Origin of the sequence: Vogesella mureinivorans (genome assembly GCF_007644035.1) — a bacterium.
GTDB classification, from domain to species: domain Bacteria; phylum Pseudomonadota; class Gammaproteobacteria; order Burkholderiales; family Chromobacteriaceae; genus Vogesella; species Vogesella mureinivorans.
Map to the genome: position 1 here is coordinate 316,847 of NZ_VMTV02000134.1, position 20,278 is coordinate 337,124.

25 protein-coding genes are annotated in these 20,278 nt (G+C 61.4%); all 25 read left to right on the top strand.

Annotated elements, in window-relative coordinates; genetic code table 11:
* Positions 1 to 100 precede the first annotated feature (100 nt).
* The 25 genes from FLQ44_RS04655 (at position 101) to FLQ44_RS04770 (ending at position 20,097) form a co-directional block, all read left to right on the top strand.
* Positions 101 to 1,030 (top strand): alpha/beta hydrolase, encoded by a 930-nt coding sequence (locus FLQ44_RS04655; protein ID WP_147693285.1) that lies wholly within the window; start codon positions 101 to 103, stop codon positions 1,028 to 1,030.
* Between the two features lie 48 nt (positions 1,031 to 1,078).
* Positions 1,079 to 3,100: a TonB-dependent receptor gene (locus tag FLQ44_RS04660; protein ID WP_170252792.1), complete on the top strand. Its 2,022-nt coding sequence runs from the start codon at positions 1,079 to 1,081 to the stop codon at positions 3,098 to 3,100.
* Between the two features lie 206 nt (positions 3,101 to 3,306).
* Positions 3,307 to 5,097 carry a 2-isopropylmalate synthase gene (locus tag FLQ44_RS04665; RefSeq protein ID WP_147693287.1) on the top strand — a complete coding sequence of 597 codons (1,791 nt, stop codon included), beginning with the start codon at positions 3,307 to 3,309 and terminating at the stop codon, positions 5,095 to 5,097.
* 314 nt (positions 5,098 to 5,411) lie between these two features.
* Positions 5,412 to 6,194 (top strand): DUF2242 domain-containing protein, encoded by a 783-nt coding sequence (locus tag FLQ44_RS04670; RefSeq protein ID WP_147693288.1) that lies wholly within the window; start codon positions 5,412 to 5,414, stop codon positions 6,192 to 6,194.
* Between the two features lie 122 nt (positions 6,195 to 6,316).
* Entirely contained in the window at positions 6,317 to 6,946 is a 630-nt protein-coding gene (gene bioD / locus FLQ44_RS04675; RefSeq protein ID WP_147693289.1) for a dethiobiotin synthase, read from the top strand.
* Between the two features lie 207 nt (positions 6,947 to 7,153).
* Positions 7,154 to 7,666, top strand: a complete 513-nt coding sequence (locus tag FLQ44_RS04680) for a cytochrome c oxidase assembly protein (protein WP_147693290.1) — start codon at positions 7,154 to 7,156, stop codon at positions 7,664 to 7,666.
* Positions 7,663 to 7,806, top strand: a complete 144-nt coding sequence (locus FLQ44_RS23525) for a hypothetical protein (RefSeq protein ID WP_170252794.1) — start codon at positions 7,663 to 7,665, stop codon at positions 7,804 to 7,806. Before FLQ44_RS04680 ends, FLQ44_RS23525 begins: the two co-directional genes overlap by 4 nt.
* Positions 7,807 to 7,882: 76 nt before the next feature.
* Entirely contained in the window at positions 7,883 to 8,557 is a 675-nt protein-coding gene (locus FLQ44_RS04685) for an SURF1 family cytochrome oxidase biogenesis protein (RefSeq protein WP_147693291.1), read from the top strand.
* A 109-nt stretch (positions 8,558 to 8,666) separates the two neighbouring features.
* A complete protein-coding gene (locus FLQ44_RS04690) occupies positions 8,667 to 9,251 on the top strand; it encodes an SCO family protein (RefSeq protein ID WP_147693292.1) in 585 nt (194 codons plus the stop codon).
* A gap of 47 nt (positions 9,252 to 9,298) precedes the next feature.
* Complete coding sequence (locus FLQ44_RS04695; protein WP_147693293.1) at positions 9,299 to 10,048, top strand: flagellar brake protein; 750 nt, start codon at positions 9,299 to 9,301, stop codon at positions 10,046 to 10,048.
* 30 nt (positions 10,049 to 10,078) lie between these two features.
* Positions 10,079 to 10,720, top strand: a complete 642-nt coding sequence (gene hisG / locus FLQ44_RS04700; protein ID WP_147686138.1) for an ATP phosphoribosyltransferase — start codon at positions 10,079 to 10,081, stop codon at positions 10,718 to 10,720.
* Between the two features lie 54 nt (positions 10,721 to 10,774).
* On the top strand, positions 10,775 to 12,067 hold the full coding sequence (gene hisD / locus FLQ44_RS04705; RefSeq protein WP_147693294.1) for a histidinol dehydrogenase: 1,293 nt from the start codon (positions 10,775 to 10,777) through the stop codon (positions 12,065 to 12,067).
* Between the two features lie 50 nt (positions 12,068 to 12,117).
* On the top strand, positions 12,118 to 13,098 hold the full coding sequence (locus FLQ44_RS04710; protein WP_147693295.1) for an ABC transporter substrate-binding protein: 981 nt from the start codon (positions 12,118 to 12,120) through the stop codon (positions 13,096 to 13,098).
* Positions 13,099 to 13,202: 104 nt separating this feature from the next.
* Entirely contained in the window at positions 13,203 to 14,264 is a 1,062-nt protein-coding gene (gene hisC, locus FLQ44_RS04715) for a histidinol-phosphate transaminase (RefSeq protein WP_206208654.1), read from the top strand.
* Positions 14,265 to 14,270: 6 nt separating this feature from the next.
* Positions 14,271 to 14,864 (top strand): imidazoleglycerol-phosphate dehydratase HisB, encoded by a 594-nt coding sequence (hisB, locus tag FLQ44_RS04720; RefSeq protein WP_017510280.1) that lies wholly within the window; start codon positions 14,271 to 14,273, stop codon positions 14,862 to 14,864.
* Positions 14,861 to 15,502 (top strand): imidazole glycerol phosphate synthase subunit HisH, encoded by a 642-nt coding sequence (hisH, locus tag FLQ44_RS04725; protein ID WP_147693297.1) that lies wholly within the window; start codon positions 14,861 to 14,863, stop codon positions 15,500 to 15,502. The genes hisB and hisH overlap by 4 nt, the downstream gene beginning before the upstream one ends.
* Positions 15,503 to 15,524: 22 nt before the next feature.
* A complete protein-coding gene (gene hisA, locus FLQ44_RS04730) occupies positions 15,525 to 16,268 on the top strand; it encodes a 1-(5-phosphoribosyl)-5-[(5-phosphoribosylamino)methylideneamino]imidazole-4-carboxamide isomerase (protein ID WP_147693298.1) in 744 nt (247 codons plus the stop codon).
* Between the two features lie 57 nt (positions 16,269 to 16,325).
* Positions 16,326 to 17,093 (top strand): imidazole glycerol phosphate synthase subunit HisF, encoded by a 768-nt coding sequence (gene hisF, locus FLQ44_RS04735; RefSeq protein WP_147693299.1) that lies wholly within the window; start codon positions 16,326 to 16,328, stop codon positions 17,091 to 17,093.
* A gap of 10 nt (positions 17,094 to 17,103) precedes the next feature.
* Complete coding sequence (gene hisI / locus FLQ44_RS04740) at positions 17,104 to 17,499, top strand: phosphoribosyl-AMP cyclohydrolase (RefSeq protein WP_147693300.1); 396 nt, start codon at positions 17,104 to 17,106, stop codon at positions 17,497 to 17,499.
* A gap of 98 nt (positions 17,500 to 17,597) precedes the next feature.
* The gene (locus tag FLQ44_RS04745; RefSeq protein WP_147686122.1) at positions 17,598 to 17,924 is read left to right on the top strand and encodes a phosphoribosyl-ATP diphosphatase; all 327 of its coding nucleotides are present in this window, start codon (positions 17,598 to 17,600) and stop codon (positions 17,922 to 17,924) included.
* Positions 17,925 to 17,938: 14 nt separating this feature from the next.
* Positions 17,939 to 18,259, top strand: coding sequence for an HIT domain-containing protein (locus FLQ44_RS04750; protein ID WP_147686120.1), 321 nt, complete (start codon positions 17,939 to 17,941; stop codon positions 18,257 to 18,259).
* A gap of 41 nt (positions 18,260 to 18,300) precedes the next feature.
* Entirely contained in the window at positions 18,301 to 18,495 is a 195-nt protein-coding gene (tatA, locus tag FLQ44_RS04755) for a Sec-independent protein translocase subunit TatA (RefSeq protein WP_147693301.1), read from the top strand.
* A 14-nt stretch (positions 18,496 to 18,509) separates the two neighbouring features.
* On the top strand, positions 18,510 to 19,016 hold the full coding sequence (gene tatB, locus FLQ44_RS04760; RefSeq protein ID WP_147693302.1) for a Sec-independent protein translocase protein TatB: 507 nt from the start codon (positions 18,510 to 18,512) through the stop codon (positions 19,014 to 19,016).
* 3 nt (positions 19,017 to 19,019) lie between these two features.
* Positions 19,020 to 19,751 carry a twin-arginine translocase subunit TatC gene (tatC, locus tag FLQ44_RS04765; protein ID WP_147693303.1) on the top strand — a complete coding sequence of 244 codons (732 nt, stop codon included), beginning with the start codon at positions 19,020 to 19,022 and terminating at the stop codon, positions 19,749 to 19,751.
* Positions 19,744 to 20,097: a DUF2069 domain-containing protein gene (locus tag FLQ44_RS04770; protein ID WP_147693304.1), complete on the top strand. Its 354-nt coding sequence runs from the start codon at positions 19,744 to 19,746 to the stop codon at positions 20,095 to 20,097. The genes tatC and FLQ44_RS04770 overlap by 8 nt, the downstream gene beginning before the upstream one ends.
* The last annotated feature ends 181 nt before the right edge of the window (positions 20,098 to 20,278 follow it).

The following is a 20,278-nucleotide window of genomic DNA, read 5'->3' on the forward strand; positions in this document are numbered from 1 at the left end:
ACGCGCTTGCGCTTTACGCAAAAGCCCTGCCGCCGACAAAACCGGATACTAGCAGACTTCTTGATAATAAGAATAGTTATCAACAAGTGAGGTGGTAACCATGTGTATCCGATCCCGTCTGGCGGGTTGGCTGGGCGCGGCCTGGCTGCTGCTGGCCATGCTGCCGGCACTGGCCTCGCCCGTCGTGCTGGAAGGCGCCAGCCAGTTTGAGCTGCACTCACGGCATACCGGCCGCGACTACCGCATCTATCTGTCGGTACCCGCCGTACCGCCACCAGCTGGGGGCTACCCGGTGCTGTACGCGCTGGATGGTGACGCCAGCTTTGCCCGCCTGCACCAGGCCAACCCGCGCGAGGCCAGTGTATTGGCGCGCCTGCGCCAGCACGGGCCCGTGGTGCCGCTGCCTGGCGTGGTGGTGGGCATAGGTTATGGCTGCCCGTTTAGCCAGACGATGGATTGGCGCGCCGAAGATTACACCCCGCCACTGTCGTGCCAGGCTTGCGAGCTGTCTTCGCCGCGCCACGGTGGGGCCGACGCCTTTGCCCGTTTCATCAATGAAGAGCTCAAGCCGGAAATCGCCCGCCGCCTGCCAGTGAACACGGCGCGCCAGAGCCTGTTCGGCCATTCCTATGGTGGCCTGTTTACCGTGTACCAGCTGCTGCAACAGCCGCAGCACTTCCAGCATTACTTTGCCATCAGCCCGTCGCTATGGTTTGGCGACCGGGCCCTGTTGGCCGCGCCGCTGCCCGTGCTGCCGGCTACAGCGCCACGCTTGCTGGTGCTGTGGGTAGGGCAAGACGAGCAGCCGGCCAGCTACGACCTGGCGGTTGACCGCCAACGGCAGCAGCGCCTGCAGCAAAACCGCATGGTGAGTAATACCGCCGAGCTACAGGCCCGCTTATACGGCCTGCCTGGCCTGGTAAGTGATTACCGTGTCGTGCCCGGCCATGACCACGGCCAGATGCATGGCTACGCCATCGACCGTGTACTGGCTATTGCCTTTAGCCCGGCCTGGCAGCCAGCCCACTGATTTCATGTGATGGGGTGGCCTGTCACCCCGCTTATTTCGGGAATAAAAATGAAGCAACGCAAACATTCCAGGGCCCGCTTTGCGGCCAACCCGCTGTACGCCATCCTGTTTGGCAGTGCCATGCTGCTGCCGGCCCATACCGCCCTGGCAGCGGAGACCCTGCTGGACAAGGTGACGGTGACCGGTGAAAAAATGAACCGTAGCCTGGCCAAGACCACCACCGCCGTGAGTGTGCTGCAGGGTGAGCGGGTGGATAGCGGCGAGATCAGCTCGGTGAACGAGGTGGCGGCCATGGTGCCCAATATGACCCTGAATGCCGTTGGTGGCGTCAACATCCGTGGCGTAGAAGGCGCCGGGCCGGGCGTGGGCTTTTATTCTTTTGTTGGCGGTGGCCGCCCGCGCATCAGCACCAGCCTGGATGGCGTGGCTGACGTGTGGACCGGCCAGCAATACCTGGACAGCGATGTGTGGGACGTAAAGCAGGTAGAAGTGCTGCGCGGGCCGCAGTCCACCACCCAGGGCCGTAACGCGCTGGGCGGCGCGGTGCTGGTGCAGACCAATGACCCCACCTTCCACCAGGAAGGCGCGCTGCGGCTGGGCTGGGAAGACACCGATGGCCGTGCCAACGTGGCCGGCATGTTGTCTGGTGCGCTGGTAGCAGACGAGCTGGCCTACCGCCTTACCGCCAATGCCTTGAAAGGGCATGGTTTCATCAACTACAGCGGCGCTACCGGCGGGCAGGACCCCTCCGCGCTGCAGCGTAGCAATGTGCGCGGCAAGCTGCTGTGGAAGCCCAAGTCTTTGCCGCAGCTGCAGGCGCGCTTGACGGTAGCGCACCGCGACTACCAGGGCGAGTACCTGAACCTGATCACCGGCCCCGACCTGGGCGCCTATACCTACAAGGCCAGCGCTGCGGCCAACGCCCGCATCCAGGACTCGCAGAACACTACCACCACGCTGGACACCGAGTACGACTTCCAGAACGGCGTTACCGGCCACCTGCAGTACAGCTACAGCGACAACCACATCGGCTTCGAGCAATACCCCAGCCGCATGAGCCTGGCACTGGACGACCAGAACCACACGCTGGAAGGCCGCCTGGTATACCAGCGCCCGCAGAGCGCCCTGAGCGGTGTGCTGGGCGTGTATGCCTACCAGCGTGATCAGGACCTGCATGCCTTTACCGCCACCACCACTACCTTCAAGGGCAATGACAAGGTCACCACGTTGGCCGCCTACACCGACGGCGAGCTGGCGCTGAACGACAGCTGGTCGCTGCTGGCCGGCCTGCGCGCCGAGCGCGAAACGCAACACCGCGATATCCGCTATAACGGCTCGCCGATCAAGGGTGACATTGGCAAGACCACGCTGCTACCCAAGCTGGGTATTAGCCACCAGTGGTCGCCGGCCACGCAGATGAGCTTTACCGTGCGCCAGGGCTACAACCCGGGTGGGGTGTCGGTAGACGAAAACAACGCGGTATTCGAGTACGGCAGCGAGAAGGTCAATGCCTACGAATACGCGCTGAAAACCCGCCAGGGTGGCGTGCTCATAGGGGCCAACCTGTTTTACAACGACTACACCGACTACCAGATGAGCTACGCCAGCCGCCTGCGCAATGTGCCGCAAGCGCATTCGCTGGGGCTGGAGCTGAGCGCCGCCGCCAGCATCATTGGCGGGCTGGAAATCAACGCCGGCCTGGGCCTGCTGCGCAGCAAGGTAGACAAGGCGCCCGCAGGGGCGGCCGGCATTGCCGGCAAGGAGATGACCTACGCCCCGGCTATCACGGCGACGCTGGGCGTGAAAAAGCAGTGGGGTAGCTGGACCGCTGCGGCCAACCTGCAGCACGTGGGCGAGTACTACACCGACACCGCCAATACCAGCACCACCATGGGCGGCGACTACAACCTCCTTAATCTCAACCTGGCCTACGCTGTCAACGACGACACCACGCTGCGTACCTACGTGAAGAACGCGCTGAACGAGGCTGTCGTGCTGGGCAAGCGCACCACCGGCTTTTATGTGGGTGCACCGCGCACCGTGGGCATGAACGTGGACTACCGCTTCTAGCGCAGGTATTGGCCACCCTCAGCAAGGCCCCCGCCCAGGCGGGGGCCTTGCTTTTTGCGGTAACGAGGGTTTAAATTCTACAAAATGTCTAATAAAATGCATTGGACACCATTTTGCAACACAATACCACGCGAAATGCTGCGCTGCATTTGACAGATTGTCGTCGAATTTGTATCGTGAACCCATAACAAGACAGGAGTGGCAGCATGCAATTGGACATCGAACGTCTAATCGAGGATTTTGGTGGCCCCGGTACGCTCGCGGAAGCGTTGACGGCGGCCTTTCCCGATGAGCCGGTGTCCCGTGCGGCCATTTACAAATGGCGCGAGCGCGGCACCTTGCCGCTGGCGCAGCTGAACAAGCTGGCCAAACTCGCCGCCGATCAGGGCAAGCGTTTCGATTTCAACGACTATCTGGCCGGGGCACAACCCGCGGCACAATGGAGATCACCAGACATGGGCGACCGTCTTTACATTTTCGATACCACCCTGCGTGACGGCGAGCAATCGCCCGGCGCAGCCATGACCAAAGAAGAAAAAGTACGTATCGCCCGCCAGCTGGAGCGCCTGGGTGTAGACGTGATCGAGGCCGGTTTTGCCGCCGCCAGCCCGGGTGATGCCGACGCGATCCGCGCCATTGCCGAAGTGGTGAAAGAATCCACCGTCTGTAGCCTGGCCCGTGCCAACGAGCGCGACATTCGCGCCGCCGGCGAAGCCATCGCCCCGGCCCCGAGAAAACGCATTCACACCTTCATCGCCACCAGCCCAATCCACATGGAGAAAAAGCTGCGCATGACGCCGGATGAAGTGGTGGAGGCCGCGATCAAAGCCGTGAAGCTGGCACGCGAGTACACCGACGACGTGGAGTTCTCGGCCGAAGACGCGCTGCGCTCCGACATCGACTTCCTCGCCCGCATTTTTGGCGAAGTCATCAAGGCCGGTGCCACCACGCTGAACGTGCCCGACACCGTGGGCTATGCCGTACCGAAAGTGACCGAAGCGTTCTTCCGCGAGCTGATCGCCAAAACCCCGGGTGGCGACAAGGTCATCTGGTCTGCCCACTGCCACAACGACCTGGGCATGGCCGTGGCCAACAGCCTGGCCGCCGTGCTGGGCGGTGCCCGCCAGGTGGAATGCACCATCAACGGCCTGGGCGAGCGCGCCGGTAATGCCGCCATCGAAGAAATCGTGATGGCCGTGCGTACCCGCAAAGACGTGTTTGGCGTGGAAACCGGTGTGGATGCAACCCAGATCGTACCGGCATCCAAGCTGGTGTCCACCATCACCGGCTACCCGGTGCAGCCGAACAAGGCCATTGTGGGCGCCAACGCTTTTGCCCACGAGTCCGGCATTCACCAAGACGGTGTGCTGAAGCACCGCGAAACCTACGAAATCATGTCGGCCGAGTCGGTAGGCTGGACCGCCAACCGCCTGACGCTGGGCAAACTGTCTGGCCGTAATGCCTTCCGTACCAAGCTCACCGCACTGGGCATTGTGCTGGAAAGCGAAGAAGCACTGAACGCCGCTTTTGCCCGCTTTAAAGAGCTGGCTGACAAGAAACGCGAGATTTTCGACGAAGATCTGCACGCCCTGGTGTCCGACCAGCTGGTGGCGGCCGAGCAGGAAGACTACAAATTCCTGTCGCTGAAAGTGGCTACCGAAACCGGCGAAGAGCCACAGGCGCAGATCGTCTTTGTGGAGCGTGGTAACGAGCACCGCGCCGAGTCCGGCGGTTCTGGCCCGGTAGATGCTGCCTTCAAGGCTATCGAAAGCGTGGTGAAGAGCGAAGCCGAGCTGGAGCTGTACTCGGTGAACGCCATCACCAAGGGCACCGAATCGCAAGGCGAAGTGACCGTGCGCCTGGCCAAAGATGGCCGCATCGTTAACGGTCAGGGTGCCGATACCGACATTATCGTGGCCAGCGCCAAGGCGTACCTGGCTGCACTGAACAAGCTGTCCAGCAAGACCGAGCGCGTACACGCGCAAGGCCCGGTGTAACAGCAAAGCGCGCGCACGCGTTGCGGCAGGCCACCCTACCGGGCCAGGTTGGCCGCAGCGCGAAAGATCAAAGGCTCACAAGGCCGCCCCATTTGGCCCTTGCCCCCACCACGGCAGGCGCTGACAGCCGACCCACGAGGTCGGCCTTGTCGCGTCTGCCGTTTTGCTTGTCGCCACAATGGCTGTGGTAAACGGGGTAACAAGATGCCGTTTCTTTGACTTGGCGCGGCTTCTTTAAATATTACCTAATGAATGAGTTTATTGATTTGTGATATGTTGACCATATATTCAAAACTATATGGTTGAAGCAAAGCATGAGCGCATTCGCACGAGTGGTTGTTCTGGGCAGCCTGGCGTTGCTGGCCGCCTGTTCTGGCACCAAGTACGCGTATCAAAAAGAGGCTTTTGATACCAAAGGCCCGTTTGACCGGCACTTCAATGCGCCGAAAGCCGTGGTCTACCAGGCCATGAAGCGCGTGGCCTTGCGCCAGGGTTTTGCTGTAGAAAAAGACGTCGAGGCGAACTATGCCCTGGTGGTATCCAAACAGTACCAGCAAGATAATCTGAATACCCTGCTGACTATTTCCGGCATTGTGACCGGCGCCGGCAATACCGCCGACGCCTGGGTTGCCGCGCAAGAGGTCACGCTGAAAAGCCACGAAACCAAGCAGACCACCTCGGTAGGCTTCCTGAGCTTGTCCATTCCCATCCCTACCGGCACCACCGCTACGCTGACCAAAGAGCGCGGCGAAACGGTCGTCGACCCGGTGTTCTACGAGCGCATGTTTGCTTCTATCGAAAAAGAAGTGCCGAATGTGCGTACCCAGCTGGAAAACCAGAAGCAGGAAGACGACGCCCGTCTGCGTAGCGAAATCGAACAGAAGCTGCGTATCGAGATGGAAATCAAAGCCCGGCTGGAAGCCGAGCGCGCTGCCAAGCTGGAGGCCGAGCAGCAAGCCAAGCTGCAAAAGCAGGCCGCAGACGCGGCTGCGGCCAACCCTGCGCCCGCGCCGGTGGCGACGCCAGCCGCCACCCCGGCCGTGGCGCCGGCAAGCAGTTCGGCTGCCCCAGCAGCGGCCACGGTAAGCGGTAGCTAAACCAGCCTGCTTGTGGCCGCCTTGCCAAAGCCACCACGCTGCGGGTGTTACCTGCGGCGTGGTGGCTTTGGTTTTGCGTGCCGTGCGCTTATAGTGCCGCTACTTTCTAGCAAGGAGCAGCCATGGGCCAGGCATTTTTCATTACCGGTACCGATACCGAAATCGGCAAGACCCACAGTGCGGTAAAGCTGGCGCAGCACTACCAGGGGCAAGGCTTGCGCGTGCTGGCGATGAAACCGGTAGCCAGTGGCTGCGAGGTGTTGCCCGACGGCAGCTGGCACAACGACGACGTGGCGCGGCTGTGCGCCGCCACCGGCCAGACCGACACGGCGCTGATGAACCCTTATCGCTTTTTGCCGCCAGTATCACCGCATATCGCGGCACGGCAGGCGGGTGTTACCGTGTCGCTGGATGTGATGGCCGACCATGCCCACAGGTTGGCCGCAGACTGCGACGTGCTGCTGGTGGAAGGCGCGGGCGGCTGGATGGCCCCACTGCGCGACGACTGCCTGATGCAGGACCTGGCACGCCACCTGGGCCTGCCGGTGATTCTGGTGGTGGGCATGCGCTTGGGTTGTATCAACCACGCGCTGCTGACGGCGCAGGCTATCCGTGCGGCAGGCTGCCAGCTGGCCGGCTGGGTGGCCAACCGTGTGGTGCCGCAGCAGCTGGCATTCGAGGATAACTTGGCCACGCTGGTACAACACCTGGGCGAGCCCATGTTGCTGTTGCCGTATGAGCCGCAGGCTTGAGTTAATGCACTGCAATATGCGGCGTGCTTGTATTTATATTGCCAGCAGCTAAGCTGCCAGCAGAGCAGCCCACCCGATAAGGGCTGCCGCCCGGGTTCCCCGGCCAACACGAGACGCGGGGGCGCCAGCCCCCTGCAGGATGCAAGGGGCGTGGTGCTCCTTGCTGTCCTACCCGGTTCATGCCAGCTGTTTTTGCGCGGGTTCGCCATGCCAGATCACCATTCCTCCCCCCCTTCTATTCTTATCCTGCTGCTCAAATTACTGCTGCTGCTGTGCGTGCTGGGCATGTTGGCCGTAGGGTTGTCACCTTTGTATCAGGCATTCATGCGCCTGACCGGCCTGGGGGCTACGGTGCCGGCCCCGGCCAGGGTAGCCAGCCAGCCGGTGTCGCTCAGCATTGATGAAACGGCGCCTGGCCAGGCATGGCAGGTGCGCCCGCTGCAGGGCCCGCAGCAGGTCAAGCCGGGGCAGTTTGTGCAGTTGATGGTAGAGGTGCGCAATAACCAGCCGCATTTTGCCGCCATGCAGGCGCTGCCGCAGTACCAGCCGGTTTCAGCGGCTGCGTATGTGCAAAAGCTCGACTGTTTCTGTTTCTCGCAGCAGTTGTTCTCGCCCGGCCAGGTGCGCCGTTTCCCTGTGGTGCTGGTGATTGGCAAGCAGCTACCGGCGCAGCTGCGCCGCATAAGCCTGTCGTACCAGATACAGGATCAGCCGGCATGACCTGCCCGCCACCCCGGCGCGCTTGGCTGGCGCGCTACCGGCCACGCTGGCAGCTGGCCGACTGGGTAGCTGCAGCGATTGTGCTGGGGGCTGGGCTGGTGACAATTTTGCTGCTGTTATGGCATTACTGCCTGGCGTGACGGCCAGCAGCGTGCTGGTGTTATGCCGCGCTGGCCACTAAGGTAAGAGCGTCTTTTCCATTCTGTGGCCCCCTTCATGTCCAAGCTTGCTGCTCTGCGTACCCCGTGTTGGCGATGTGCCTTGCCGTGGCTGGCGCTGGTGGCGCTGTGCTGGGCGCTATGGCAGTGGCAGCAGGGCGTGCAGGCTGGCCAGCTGCAGGTGGCGTTTGCCCGTGCGGCCAACTTGCCGCCGCAGGCGCTGGCCGAGGTGGCGCAGGGGGCGGTGCCGCAGGGGCAGCGTGTGTGGCTGGCGGTGCGGGATAGCGCGGCCAGTGTGCGCATTGCCAATGCCTGGCTGCAGGGCAGGGAAGGGGTGCGGCAATGGCAGGCGGTGCAATTGGCTGATGGTAGCTGGGTGGTGATAGATCGCGGCTGGCTGGCCAGGCCCGCTGGCGTGTTGTTACTGCCGTTGCCCACCGGGCGTTTGCTGGGCCGCTGGGTGCCCCGCCCGCCCACGCCTGCGGCGCCCCCGGCCAGGCTGGGGCTAAGCGGGGAAGTAGACGGCCTGGACTGGCCCGCGCTGGCCGCACAGCTACCCGGGCCGCTGCGCCAGGGGCTGGTGGTGCTGGACCCGGCACTGCGCCCGCATACCAGCTGGCCGGTTACCGCTGCGGCCAACCCCGCCTGGCACTATCGGCAAGCGGCGCTGGCTTTGCTGCTGGCCCTGTTGCTGTTATTGCTATCGCGCCTGCTACCCCGCCGATTTGCTTGACCTATCCGCTTGCCGCCGTGCGCGGCTACGCCTATGCTGCTGCCCGTTCCCTGCTGTGTGCTGTGGCCAGCCGGGCTGAATCAACGCTATTTTGCTGGTGAGCTTCCCCATGAAACCGTTTGGCAAACTATTGGCTGTGGCGGCGCTGGCCTTGTCTTTGCTGGCCTGTACGCCAGCCGACACCTTGTCGTTCAAGGGCACGGATATCAGTACCGCCGATTTTGGCCAACCCTTTACCCTGACCGGGCAGGATGGCAAGCCGCATAGCCTGGCCGATTATCAGGGCAAGGCGGTGGCGCTGTTTTTTGGCTATACCCACTGCCCGGATATCTGCCCGACCACCATGCTGGAATACCAGCAGGTGATGAAGCTGCTGGGCAAGGACGCCGACCGCGTGCAGGTGCTGTTTGTCAGTATCGACCCGCAGCGCGATACACCGCCTGTGCTGGCCGGCTATGTGCCGTTCTTCGATAAGCGCTTCATGGGGCTGACCGGCAGCCCGGCGCAGGTGCAGGCGGTGGCTAGCCAGTACAAGATCGTGGCGCAGCGGCAGGCGCGCCAGGATGGTGGCTACACCATGGACCACAGCGCGGGCAGCTATTTGTTCGATACCCGGGGCCAACTGCGTGTTTATGTGCCTTATGGCACACCGTCTGCGGATATCGCGCATGATTTGCAGCAGCTGTTGCGCTAGACTTGGGTGTCATTTTTAGCCAGTAGCTGGCGGCGGATAAGCAGATTGTGACTGAAGAAAAACATAGCGGCAGCGAGCCCGCAGACCTGTCCCGGTTTACCCTGTCTTCGCGGGCCGAAATCGTGCAGCACTTGCGTTCGATTATCGCGCTGCGGCAGAACGTAACGGTGTTTTCCAACAAGGGTAAGTCGTTCATCATTACCCGGCTGCTGGATATCGACCCGCAGCGTGGCGTGATGGTGCTGGACTGGGGCGCGAAAGAGCACGAAAACCGCATGTTGCTGCAAAGCGAGCGCAATGTGTTTGTCAGTGCGCCGTCTGGTGTCAAAACCCAGTTTGCTACCGGCGGGGTGCGCGAGATCAGTTTTGAAGGCACGCCGGCGTTTGAAGCCCCGCTGCCAGAGCAGGTGATCCGGCTGCAGCGCCGCGACTTTTTCCGTATTCATACCCCGGTAGCGCAGCCGGTTATCTGCCGGCTGTCTGATCACCCGGACGGCGAAAAGCACATCCCGCTGTTTGACATCAGCCTGGGCGGCATGGCACTGACGCTGACCCCGGCGCAGGCGGGCTGGCTCAGCGAGGGCATGGTGTTGCGGCAGGCGGTGATCGAACTTAAACCGTTTGGCACTTTGCAAGTGGGTGTAGAAGTGCGTCACATCATGCGTATCCAGCTGAAAAATGGCATGGAAATGCTGCGTGCGGGCTGTTTGTTCCAAGGTATGAACACGCCGCGCGAAACGCTGGTGCAGCGCTACATCGCGCAGCTTGAGCGGGAGCGCCGTGCTCTGGTACGCTGAGGCCAACCTATTGCAACGCAGCACGCCATCATGACCCTGACCATTGCCCTGTCCAAGGGCCGCATTTTTGAAGAAACCCTTCCCTTGTTGGCCGCAGCAGGCATTGTGCCCGCCGAAGCGCCCGAATCGTCGCGCAAGCTCATCATCGGTACCAACCGCCCAGACGTGCAGCTGGTCATCGTGCGCGCCTCCGACGTGCCCACCTACGTGCAGTACGGCGCGGCCGATCTGGGCATTGCCGGGCGCGACGTGCTGATCGAGCACGGCGGCGCCGGCCTGTACCAGCCGCTGGACCTGAATATTGCCAAGTGCAAGATGATGGTGGCGGTGGAAAACGGCTTTGACTACGAGGCCGCCGTCAAGCACGGTGCCCGCCTGAAAGTGGCCACCAAATACCCGCAGATCGCCCGCGAGCACTTTGCCGCCAAAGGCGTGCACGTGGACATCATCAAGCTGTACGGCTCCATGGAGCTGGCCCCGCTGGTGGGCCTGGCCGACGCCATCGTCGACCTGGTATCCACTGGTGGCACGCTGAAGGCCAACAACCTGGTGGCCGTGGAGCACATCATCGATATCAGCTCGCGTCTGGTGGTGAACCAGGCGGCGCTGAAACTCAAGTACGACACCATCCAGCCCGTGCTGGATGCCTTCGCTGGCGCCGTCCAGCCGTAACTGTCCCCGCTGCGGCCAACCTTGTGGTGGGTCGCGGCCCCCGGAGCCGCACGCATGCAACGCCTGTCTTCTACCCAAGCCGACTTTGACGCCCGCCTGAAAGCCCTGCTGGCGTTTGAAACCGCCCAGGACCCCGCCGTGGATACGGCCGTCGCCGCCATCTGCGAAGACGTCAAAGCCCGTGGTGATGCCGCGGTGGTGGAATACACCAACCGCTTCGACCGCATGAACGCCGCCAGCATGGCCGAGCTCACCCTCAGCCGCGACACGCTGAAAGCTGCGCACGACCGCCTGCCGGCCCATGTGCGCGAGGCACTGCTGGCCGCCGCCGAGCGCGTACGCCGCTACCACGAGAAGCAGCTGGCGCACTCCTGGAGCTACGAGGACGAAGACGGCACCCTGCTGGGCCAGCAAGTCACCCCGCTGGACCGCGTGGGTATCTACGTACCCGGTGGCAAGGCAGCCTACCCCAGCTCGGTACTGATGAACGCCATGCCGGCCAAAGTGGCCGGTGTGGGCGAAATCATCATGGTGGTGCCCACCCCCAATGGCGAGCAGAACGACCTGGTGTTGGCCGCAGCCTACATTGCCGGTGTGGACAAGGTGTTTACCTGTGGCGGCGCGCAGGCGGTAGCTGCCCTGGCTTACGGCACCCAGAGCGTGCCGCAAGTGGACAAAATCACCGGCCCGGGCAATGCCTACGTGGCGGCTGCCAAGCGCCGCGTGTTCGGCGTGGTGGGCATCGACATGGTGGCCGGCCCGTCCGAGATTCTGGTGATCTGCGATGGCGACACCGACCCGGACTGGATCGCCATGGACTTGTTTAGCCAGGCCGAGCACGACGAAATCGCCCAGGCCATCCTGCTGTGCCCGTCGGCCGACTACATTGCCCGCGTGGAAGCCAGCATCGCCAAGCTGCTGCCCGGCATGCCGCGCCGCGCCATCATCGAGCAGAGCCTGGCCAACCGTGGCGCGCTGATCCAGGTACGCGACCTGGCCGAAGCCTGCGAGATCTCGAATTACATTGCGCCAGAACACCTGGAGCTGTCGGTGGCCGAGCCCGAAGCCTGGCTACCCAGCCTGCGCCACGCCGGTGCCATCTTCATGGGGCGCTTTACCTCGGAAAGCCTGGGCGACTACTGTGCCGGCCCCAACCACGTGCTGCCCACCAGCCGCACGGCGCGTTTTGCCAGCCCGCTGGGGGTGTACGACTTCCAGAAGCGCAGCAGCCTGATTCGCGTGTCGCACGCCGGGGCGCAAAAGCTGGGCAAAATTGCCAGCATCCTGGCGCACGGTGAAGGCCTGACGGCGCACGCACGCGCGGCAGAATTACGCCTGGACGAATGAAAATTTAACGAAACTGGCCTACGCTCCAAAGCACAAGGAGCCAAACGCCAATGACACGTTATCTGGCCAGACTCTGTCTGGCCTTTCTTTTTGCCCAAGCCCACGCCGCTGCCCCCACAGTATTGTTGGTGGACAGCTATCACGCAGGCTATGCCTGGAGTCAGGCGTGGCGTGGTGCGCTGATGCGCACACTGGGCAGCTCGGTGCAGTTTTCCTATATCGAGCTCGATAGTAAACGCCAGCCGCGCGACCAGATGGAACCCCGTGCCGAGCAGGTATTGAGCCAGATCCGGCGTCAGCGGCCAGACCTGGTGGTGGTGGCGGACGACGCCGCCCTGCGCTTTGTGGGCGCCCGGCTGGCCGGCAGCAAGACGCCGGTGGTGTACCTGGGTATCAACCAGAACCCGCGCCATTATCTGCAAGACCATGCGGCCAACGTGACCGGCGTGCTGGAGCGGCCGCTGCTACGCCGCAACGTCAGCCTGATGCGCCAGATGGTGCCGGGCGTACAGCGTGTCTTGCTGCTGTTTGATAATGACCTGACCTCGGAAGTGCTGAAGGAGGAGCTGTTCGGCCGCGCCAGCAGCCTGCAGGACGGCAGCGTGCAGATCGACCTGGTGCGCGCCATCGATTACGCCGACTGGCAGCGCCAGGTCAGCCAGGCTGGTAGCCGCTATCAGGCGATCTGGACCGGCCTCTACCAGACGCTGCGCGACAGCAACGGCAAGCTGGTGCCGGATAGCGAAGTCATTGCCTGGACAGCGGCCAACAGCAAGCTGCCGCTGTTTGCGTTCTGGGATTTTGCCATCGGGCCGGACAAGGCCATTGGCGGGCTGGTGTTGTCCGGTAGCGACCAGGGCAGCTTGGCCGCAGGCCTGGTGCGGCAGATCCTGTTTCAGCGCCGCCAGCCCGGCAGCCTGTTTCCGCTGAACGGGGGCAATGGCCGGCTACTGTTCAGCCGTGGTGCGCTGCAGCGTTTTGGCCTGACCCTGCCGCCAGCCTGGGCCGGGCAAGTGCAGTTGATCGAGTAGCCGACCCGGCAGAATCCGGTTAGGATGACGGTTCTGTGAATTGATTGCGTCGGGCGTTGCCGGCAGTTCCAACCGGCCCCGCCGGTATTGAAATGTCGAGCAAAATGTCTATACAGCAGTGGTTCCGCCCCGATGTCCTGGCCATGCAGGCCTACCATGTTGCCGATGCAACGGGCTATCTCAAGCTCGATGCAATGGAAAACCCCTATCGTTTGCCCGAAGCCCTGCGCGCCGAGCTAGGCCAGCAGCTGGCCGAGGTGGCGCTAAACCGCTACCCGGACCCGCACGGCGCTGGCCTGAAAGACCAGCTCAAAGCGGCTTTTGCCATCCCCGCTGCTGCCGATGTGGTGCTGGGCAATGGCTCCGACGAGCTGATTACCCTGCTGACCCAGGCGCTACCCGCCGATAGCGTGGTGCTGGCGCTGGAGCCTTCCTTCGTGATGTACCGCATGAACGCACAGCTGTCGCGCATGCGCTATGTGGGCGTGCCGCTTAACGATGATTTCAGCTTGAATCTGGACGCCACGCTGGCCGCCATCGCGGCGCACCAGCCCGCTGTGGTGTTCGTGTCCTACCCCAACAACCCCACCGGCCCGCGCTTTGCCCGCCAGCAGGTAGAAGCCATTCTGGCTGCTGCACCTGGCCTGGTGGTAGTGGACGAGGCCTACCAGGCCTTTGCCGCCGATACGTTTATGGATCTGGCCGGCCAGCACCCGCAGCTCATTGTGATGCGTACGCTGTCCAAAATCGGCCTGGCTGGCCTGCGCCTGGGCTACGCTGCTGGCACGCCGGAGGTGATCGCCCAGCTGGACAAGGTGCGCCCGCCGTACAACGTGAACGTGCTGACCCAGGCCGCCGCCAAATTCGCGCTGCGCCACCTGGACGTATTCGACGCCCAGGCTGCCGAGCTGCGTGCCGAGCGTAGCCGCCTGGCTGCTGCGCTGGCGGCGTACGCGCAGTGCACGGTGTTTCCGTCCGAGGCCAACTTTGTCACCGTACGCGTACCGGACGCCCCGGCGCTGTTTGCCGCACTGAAAACAGCCGGTATTCTGGTGAAGAACCTGCACGGTTACCACCCGCTGCTGCAACACTGCCTGCGCCTGACCGTGGGCAGCCCCGATGAAAACACGGCCGTGCTTGCGGCCATCGATTCCTTTTTTGCCTGAACCCCCATGCGCACCGCTACCGTTACCCGCAATACCCTGGAAACCCAGATCACCATCAGCCTGAACCTGGATGGTACCGGCGTTGGCCGCTTTGATACCGGCGTGCCGTTTCTCGACCACATGATGGACCAGATCGCCCGCCACGGCCTGATCGACCTGGACGTGCACGCCCGCGGCGACCTGCATATCGATGCCCACCACACCGTGGAAGACATCGGCATCACGCTGGGCCAGGCCTTTGCCAAGGCCATTGGCGACAAAAAGGGCATCCGCCGTTATGGCCACGCCTACGTGCCGCTGGACGAGGCGCTGTCGCGTGTGGTGATCGACCTGTCCGGCCGCCCGGGCCTGGAATACCACATCCCGTTTACCCGTGCCTGTATCGGCAGCTTCGACGTGGACCTGTTCAGCGAATTCTTCCACGGCTTCGTGAACCACAGCATGGTGACGCTGCACATCGACAACCTGCGCGGTGTCAACAGCCACCATCAGGCCGAAACCGTGTTCAAGGCCTTTGGCCGCGCGCTGCGCATGGCGGTGGAAGTGGACGAACGCATGGCCGGCCAGACGCCGTCCACCAAAGGGACGCTCACAGCATGAAAGTGGCCGTGATTGATTACGGCATGGGCAACCTGCACTCGGTGCTCAAGTCCGTACAGTATGTGAATGATATCGGTGCCGACATTTTCCTCACCTCCGACCCGGAGCAGGTGGTGGCGGCCGATAAGGTCATCTTCCCCGGCCAGGGCGCCATGCCGGACTGCATGCGCGAGCTGAACGGCTACGGCCTGGCCGATGCCGTACGCGAAACCACGCGCACCAAGCCGTTTTTCGGTATTTGTGTGGGCGCCCAGCTGCTGTTTGACCACAGCGAAGAAGGCGACACCCCCGGCCTGGGTATTTTTCCGGGCCAGGTAAAACGCTTTGCGGCCAACATGCTGGACGCGCAAGGCGAGCGCCTGAAGGTGCCGCACATGGGCTGGAACCGCGTGTTCCAGCAGCGGGCCCACCCGCTGTTTGCCGGTATCGAGGATGGCGAGCGTTTCTATTTTGTGCACAGTTACCACTTTGCACCGGCCAGCAGCGCCATCACGCTGGCCGAAAGCGAGTATCCCGAACGGTTTTCCTGTATTGTCGGTGATGGCAATATATTCGCCACCCAGTTCCACACCGAAAAGAGCCACCGCGCCGGTCTTCAGATGATGAAGAACTTCCTGGCGTGGGACGGCACTGTTTAACTTACCGTAGATCTTCCGCACCATGCTGCTGATACCCGCTATCGACCTCAAGGACGGTCAATGCGTACGCCTGAAACAAGGCGTAATGAGTGACGCCACCGTATTTTCTGATGATCCAGTGAAAGTCGCGCTGCATTGGCGCGATCAGGGCGCCCGCCGCCTGCATCTGGTGGATCTGAACGGTGCCTTTGCTGGCAAACCGAAAAACCTGTCGGTCATCCGCGACATTCTGGCTGCCGTCGGCGACGACATGCCGGTACAACTGGGTGGTGGCATCCGCGACCTGGACACCATCGAAAAGTACTTTGACCTGGGGCTGAAGTACGTAATTATCGGCACCGCCGCGGTGAAAAACCCCGGCTTCCTGCACGATGCTTGCGATGCCTTCCCCGGCCAGGTGATTGTGGGCCTGGACGCCAAAGACGGCATGGTTGCCATCGATGGCTGGGCCAAAGTCACCAGCCATAACGTGATCGACCTGGCCAAGCGCTTCGAAGATTACGGTGTGAATTCGGTGATCTACACCGACATCGGCCGCGACGGCATGATGAACGGCGTAAACATCGAAGCCACCGTCAAGCTGGCGCAGGCACTGACCGTGCCGGTCATTGCCTCCGGCGGCCTCACCGACCTGGAAGACGTACGCAAGCTGTGCGAGGTGGAAGCCGAGGGCATCGAAGGTGCCATTACCGGCCGTGCCATCTACGAAGGCAGCATCGATTTTGCCGCCGCACAGGACCTGGCCGACGAACTGTCCGAGGCCTAACCCCTGCGTTGGCCGCCTGCCACCCGGCATGCGGCCAACCTTCTGCTGTTTTTCATCATGTCTCTAGCCAAACGTATCATCCCCTGTCTCGACGTGACTGCCGGTCGCGTGGTGAAGGGTGTCAATTTTGTCGGCCTGCGCGACGCCGGTGACCCGGTAGAAATCGCCAAACGTTACAACGAACAAGGCGCCGACGAGCTTACTTTCCTCGACATTACCGCCAGCTCCGACGACCGTGACCTGATCCTGCATGTGATCGAATCGGTCGCCGATCAGGTATTCATTCCGCTCACCGTGGGTGGCGGCGTGCGCCAGGTGGCCGATATCCGCCGCTTGCTGAACGCCGGGGCCGACAAGGTCAGCATCAATACCGCTGCGGTCACCAACCCGGATCTGGTCAAAGAAGCCGCCGACAAGTTTGGCAGCCAGTGCATTGTGGTGGCGGTGGACGCCAAGGCGGTGACGCCGCAAAACGACCGCTGGGAAATTTTTACCCATGGCGGCCGCAAACCAACCGGTCTGGACGCGGTCGAATGGGCTGCACGCATGGCCGAATACGGCGCTGGCGAGATTCTGCTCACCAGCATGGACCGTGATGGCACCAAGATCGGCTTTAACCTGCCGCTGACACGCGCAGTGTCAGACGCGGTGCCGATTCCGGTGATTGCATCGGGTGGGGTAGGGAACCTGCAGCATCTGGTGGAAGGGGTCACGCTGGGCAAGGCCGACGCGGTACTGGCGGCCAGTATTTTCCACTTTGGCGAATACACGGTGCGCCAGGCAAAAGAAGCCATGCGTGCCGCCGGTATTGAAGTCCGTCTGTGAGGTTGGCCGCATGACTACGCCAAATTGGCTGGACGAAGTGAAATGGGATGATAAAGGCCTGGTGGTGGCCATCGCCCAGGATGCCCACAGTGGCCGCGTGCTGATGGTGGCTTATATGAACCGCGAGTCGCTGCAACTGACAGCCGAAACCGGTATTGCCCACTACTGGACGCGCTCGCGCCAGAAGCTGTGGAAAAAAGGCGAAGAGTCCGGGCACACCCAAGCCGTTAAAGAGCTGCGCCTGGACTGCGATGGCGACGTGATTACCATGCAGATCGAACAGGCTGGCGGCATTGCCTGCCATACCGGGCGCGAGAGCTGTTTCTACCGTGTGTGGCAGGACGGGCAGTGGGTGATTACGGATGACGTGCTGAAAGACCCGCACGCGATCTACCATCAGCACTGAATCTGATCTGCTGCAGGGTTTACCCCAATACGCCCTGTTACAAGGATGTCACATTATCGACATATACTGGCACCGCGCCGGTAGCCGGGAGACGCAAGATGAACGCGACTGAAATTTTCAAGAATATTGGTGACACGCTGGAAGCCCGCAAAGAAGCCAGCCCGTCTTCGTCCTACGTGGCGTCGCTGTTGCACAAGGGCGAGGACGCCATTTTGAAGAAAGTGGCCGAAGAGGCCGCCGAAGTATTGATGGCGTCAAAAGATAAAGACCGCCTGCATCTGGTGCGAGAAGTGGCCGATTTGTGGTTCCATTCCATGGTGCTGCTGGCACACCACGGCCTGCGTGCCGAAGATGTGGTGATGGAACTGAAGCGCCGTGAAGGTATTTCCGGTATTGACGAAAAAGCATCGCGCCCGCAGGCCTGAGCAGGAGCATGAGTATGACTGACTGTATTTTCTGCAAAATCGCCAAAGGCGAGATCCCGGCCAAGAAAGCGTATGAGGACGATGACGTGGTGGTGTTTCACGACATCAACCCCAAGGCGGACGTTCATTTGCTGCTGATTCCTAAACTGCATGTAGAATCACTGGCTCAGTGCGATATCCGCCACCAGCAGATACTGGGCAAGCTACTGTTGCTGGCGCCAGTGCTGGCTGCCGAGCATGGCTTGGCGCAAGGTTTCAAGACTGCCATCAACACTGGCGTTGGTGGTGGCCAGGAAGTTTTCCACCTGCACGTACACGTGTACGGCAATCGATAAATCCGGGTAGGTATACCCAACCTGTTTAGAGGTAAGTGTCCATGGGTTCCTTTAGCATCTGGCATTGGCTGATCGTTCTGCTGGTTGTGGTTCTGGTGTTTGGCACCAAGAAGCTGCGTAATGTTGGCGAGGATCTGGGCGGTGCAGTGAAAGGTTTCAAGGAAGGCATGAAGGGCGAGGCGGATAAAGATGGCGCGGGTGGCCGCGTGATCGATGCTGACCAAGACAAGAAATAAGCGCAGGCCATACTGTGTTTGAAATCAGTTTTGGTGAGCTGCTGCTCATTGGCGTGGTGGCACTGATTGTACTGGGCCCCGAGCGCTTGCCGACGGTGGCGCGTACCATTGGCGCACTGGTTGGCCGCGCCCAGCGCTTTGTGGCCAGTGTGAAATCCGATATCCACCAGCAAAGCCAGATGGCAGGCCTGCAGGAGCTGAAGCAGGATGTGCAGGATGCGGCCAACGCTTTTCGCGACCAGGTGCAGCGTGAGGTAGACGACACGCGCCAGGTGGCGCAGGACATAGCCTATTCGGTGGCGCCTGTCAGTGCCGCGGTGCAGGCGTCAGCCAGCGAGCTTGCCCAGATCGCCCATGAGGCAAGCCAGCCATCCGAAAGCATTGCACCGGAAGACATGCTGGCAGCAGCAGGGGTGGTGCCCGAGCAGAAGCCCACTGAGGATGAGGGACAGCTGGATTTGTTTGCCCCGCCTGCCACTACCAGCGCTTCCGACCAATCCGTAGCCGAGCCCCGTTCTTAATTCATGGATCAACAACCTTTACTGGCGCATCTGGTCGAGCTGCGTAACCGGCTGGTGCGTATTGCTATTGTACTGCTGGTGGCATTGCTCGCCATGGTGCCTTGGGCGGGTGATGTATACCACCTGTTTGCCAAGCCACTGCTGGATGTCCTACCGCAAAACAGCAGCATGATTGCCACCGAAGTCACGGCACCGTTTTTTGTGCCGCTGAAAGTCACCATGCTGGTGGCGTTTGTGGCCACCTTGCCGCATACCCTCTATCAAGTCTGGGCATTTATCGCCCCCGGTCTGTATAACCACGAGAAAAAGCTGGTAGTACCGCTGATTGTCAGCAGCGTGTTGTTGTTCATGGTGGGCATGGCCTTTGCCTACTTTGCTGTTTTCCCGGTGGTATTCGGTTTCATGAGTGCCCATACCCCCGAAGGCGTGGCCATGATGACGGATATCGACAAATATCTGTCTTTTGCACTGGGTATGTTTGTCGCTTTCGGCATTACCTTCGAAGTACCGGTGATTGTGGTGGTGCTTAACCGTATGGGCATCGTCACGCTCAAGCAGCTGCGTGAAGGCCGCTCGTATGTGATTGTGGGGGCTTTTGTGGTGGCTGCAGTCGTTACCCCGCCCGACGTATTGTCTCAGGTGATGATGGCGGTACCGCTGTGGCTGTTGTACGAAGTAGGCATCGTGATGGCGATGCTGGTAAACAAGGAAAAACCGGATGTGGCGCATGGCTAACCCCAAACCGTTTCATTGGGGCGCAGTATTCAGCCTGCTGGCCCTGATCATGTTGAACCTGGCATGGGAGCTGTGGCTGGCCCCGCTGCGCCCAGGTGGTTCCTGGCTGGTTTTGAAGGCAGTTGTTTTGCTATTGCCCCTGATGGGCGTGCTGAAAGAGCGCGTGTATACCTACCAGTGGTCCAGTATGTTTATCCTGGCATTTTTTGCCGAGGGGGTGATGCGGGCCTGGGGGGATAAAGGCCTCTCGCAGCAGCTGGCCATGCTGGAAGTGTGGCTCACTGTGCTGTATTTCAGCAGCGTAGTGTTGTATGTAAGAGCCAAACGGCTGCAACTGTCATCCTAAGCAAGACAATCTTGGTTATCCTAAGCCAGCGCAATGCTGGCTTTTTTTTAGTTAGCGTTTCTTACAATTGGCAATAAGTTGTTAAAGATCAATCAAATGATACTTGCAGGTTTGCCAAGCCTTGCCGATAATGTATCCGATATAAAAAAGTGCCGCACAGCGAGCTGCCGAATAACGAAAA

Bases quoted from the DNA above. Each gene is read 5' to 3' on its own strand.
- FLQ44_RS04665 (WP_147693287.1), top strand. From the start codon at position 3,307: ATGCAATTGGACATCGAACGTCTAATCGAGGATTTTGGTGGCCCCGGT.
- FLQ44_RS04770 (WP_147693304.1), top strand. From the start codon at position 19,744: ATGGCTAACCCCAAACCGTTTCATTGGGGCGCAGTATTCAGCCTGCTG.
- hisD (WP_147693294.1), top strand. From the start codon at position 10,775: ATGCAACGCCTGTCTTCTACCCAAGCCGACTTTGACGCCCGCCTGAAA.
- bioD (WP_147693289.1), top strand. From the start codon at position 6,317: ATGGGCCAGGCATTTTTCATTACCGGTACCGATACCGAAATCGGCAAG.
- FLQ44_RS04750 (WP_147686120.1), top strand. From the start codon at position 17,939: ATGACTGACTGTATTTTCTGCAAAATCGCCAAAGGCGAGATCCCGGCC.
- FLQ44_RS04710 (WP_147693295.1), top strand. From the start codon at position 12,118: ATGACACGTTATCTGGCCAGACTCTGTCTGGCCTTTCTTTTTGCCCAA.
- FLQ44_RS04655 (WP_147693285.1), top strand. From the start codon at position 101: ATGTGTATCCGATCCCGTCTGGCGGGTTGGCTGGGCGCGGCCTGGCTG.
- hisC (WP_206208654.1), top strand. From the start codon at position 13,203: ATGTCTATACAGCAGTGGTTCCGCCCCGATGTCCTGGCCATGCAGGCC.
- FLQ44_RS04680 (WP_147693290.1), top strand. From the start codon at position 7,154: ATGCCAGATCACCATTCCTCCCCCCCTTCTATTCTTATCCTGCTGCTC.
- hisG (WP_147686138.1), top strand. From the start codon at position 10,079: ATGACCCTGACCATTGCCCTGTCCAAGGGCCGCATTTTTGAAGAAACC.
- hisF (WP_147693299.1), top strand. From the start codon at position 16,326: ATGTCTCTAGCCAAACGTATCATCCCCTGTCTCGACGTGACTGCCGGT.
- hisB (WP_017510280.1), top strand. From the start codon at position 14,271: ATGCGCACCGCTACCGTTACCCGCAATACCCTGGAAACCCAGATCACC.
- hisA (WP_147693298.1), top strand. From the start codon at position 15,525: ATGCTGCTGATACCCGCTATCGACCTCAAGGACGGTCAATGCGTACGC.
- FLQ44_RS04670 (WP_147693288.1), top strand. From the start codon at position 5,412: ATGAGCGCATTCGCACGAGTGGTTGTTCTGGGCAGCCTGGCGTTGCTG.
- tatA (WP_147693301.1), top strand. From the start codon at position 18,301: ATGGGTTCCTTTAGCATCTGGCATTGGCTGATCGTTCTGCTGGTTGTG.
- hisH (WP_147693297.1), top strand. From the start codon at position 14,861: ATGAAAGTGGCCGTGATTGATTACGGCATGGGCAACCTGCACTCGGTG.
- hisI (WP_147693300.1), top strand. From the start codon at position 17,104: ATGACTACGCCAAATTGGCTGGACGAAGTGAAATGGGATGATAAAGGC.
- FLQ44_RS23525 (WP_170252794.1), top strand. From the start codon at position 7,663: ATGACCTGCCCGCCACCCCGGCGCGCTTGGCTGGCGCGCTACCGGCCA.
- tatC (WP_147693303.1), top strand. From the start codon at position 19,020: ATGGATCAACAACCTTTACTGGCGCATCTGGTCGAGCTGCGTAACCGG.
- FLQ44_RS04660 (WP_170252792.1), top strand. From the start codon at position 1,079: ATGAAGCAACGCAAACATTCCAGGGCCCGCTTTGCGGCCAACCCGCTG.
- FLQ44_RS04685 (WP_147693291.1), top strand. From the start codon at position 7,883: ATGTCCAAGCTTGCTGCTCTGCGTACCCCGTGTTGGCGATGTGCCTTG.
- FLQ44_RS04690 (WP_147693292.1), top strand. From the start codon at position 8,667: ATGAAACCGTTTGGCAAACTATTGGCTGTGGCGGCGCTGGCCTTGTCT.
- FLQ44_RS04745 (WP_147686122.1), top strand. From the start codon at position 17,598: ATGAACGCGACTGAAATTTTCAAGAATATTGGTGACACGCTGGAAGCC.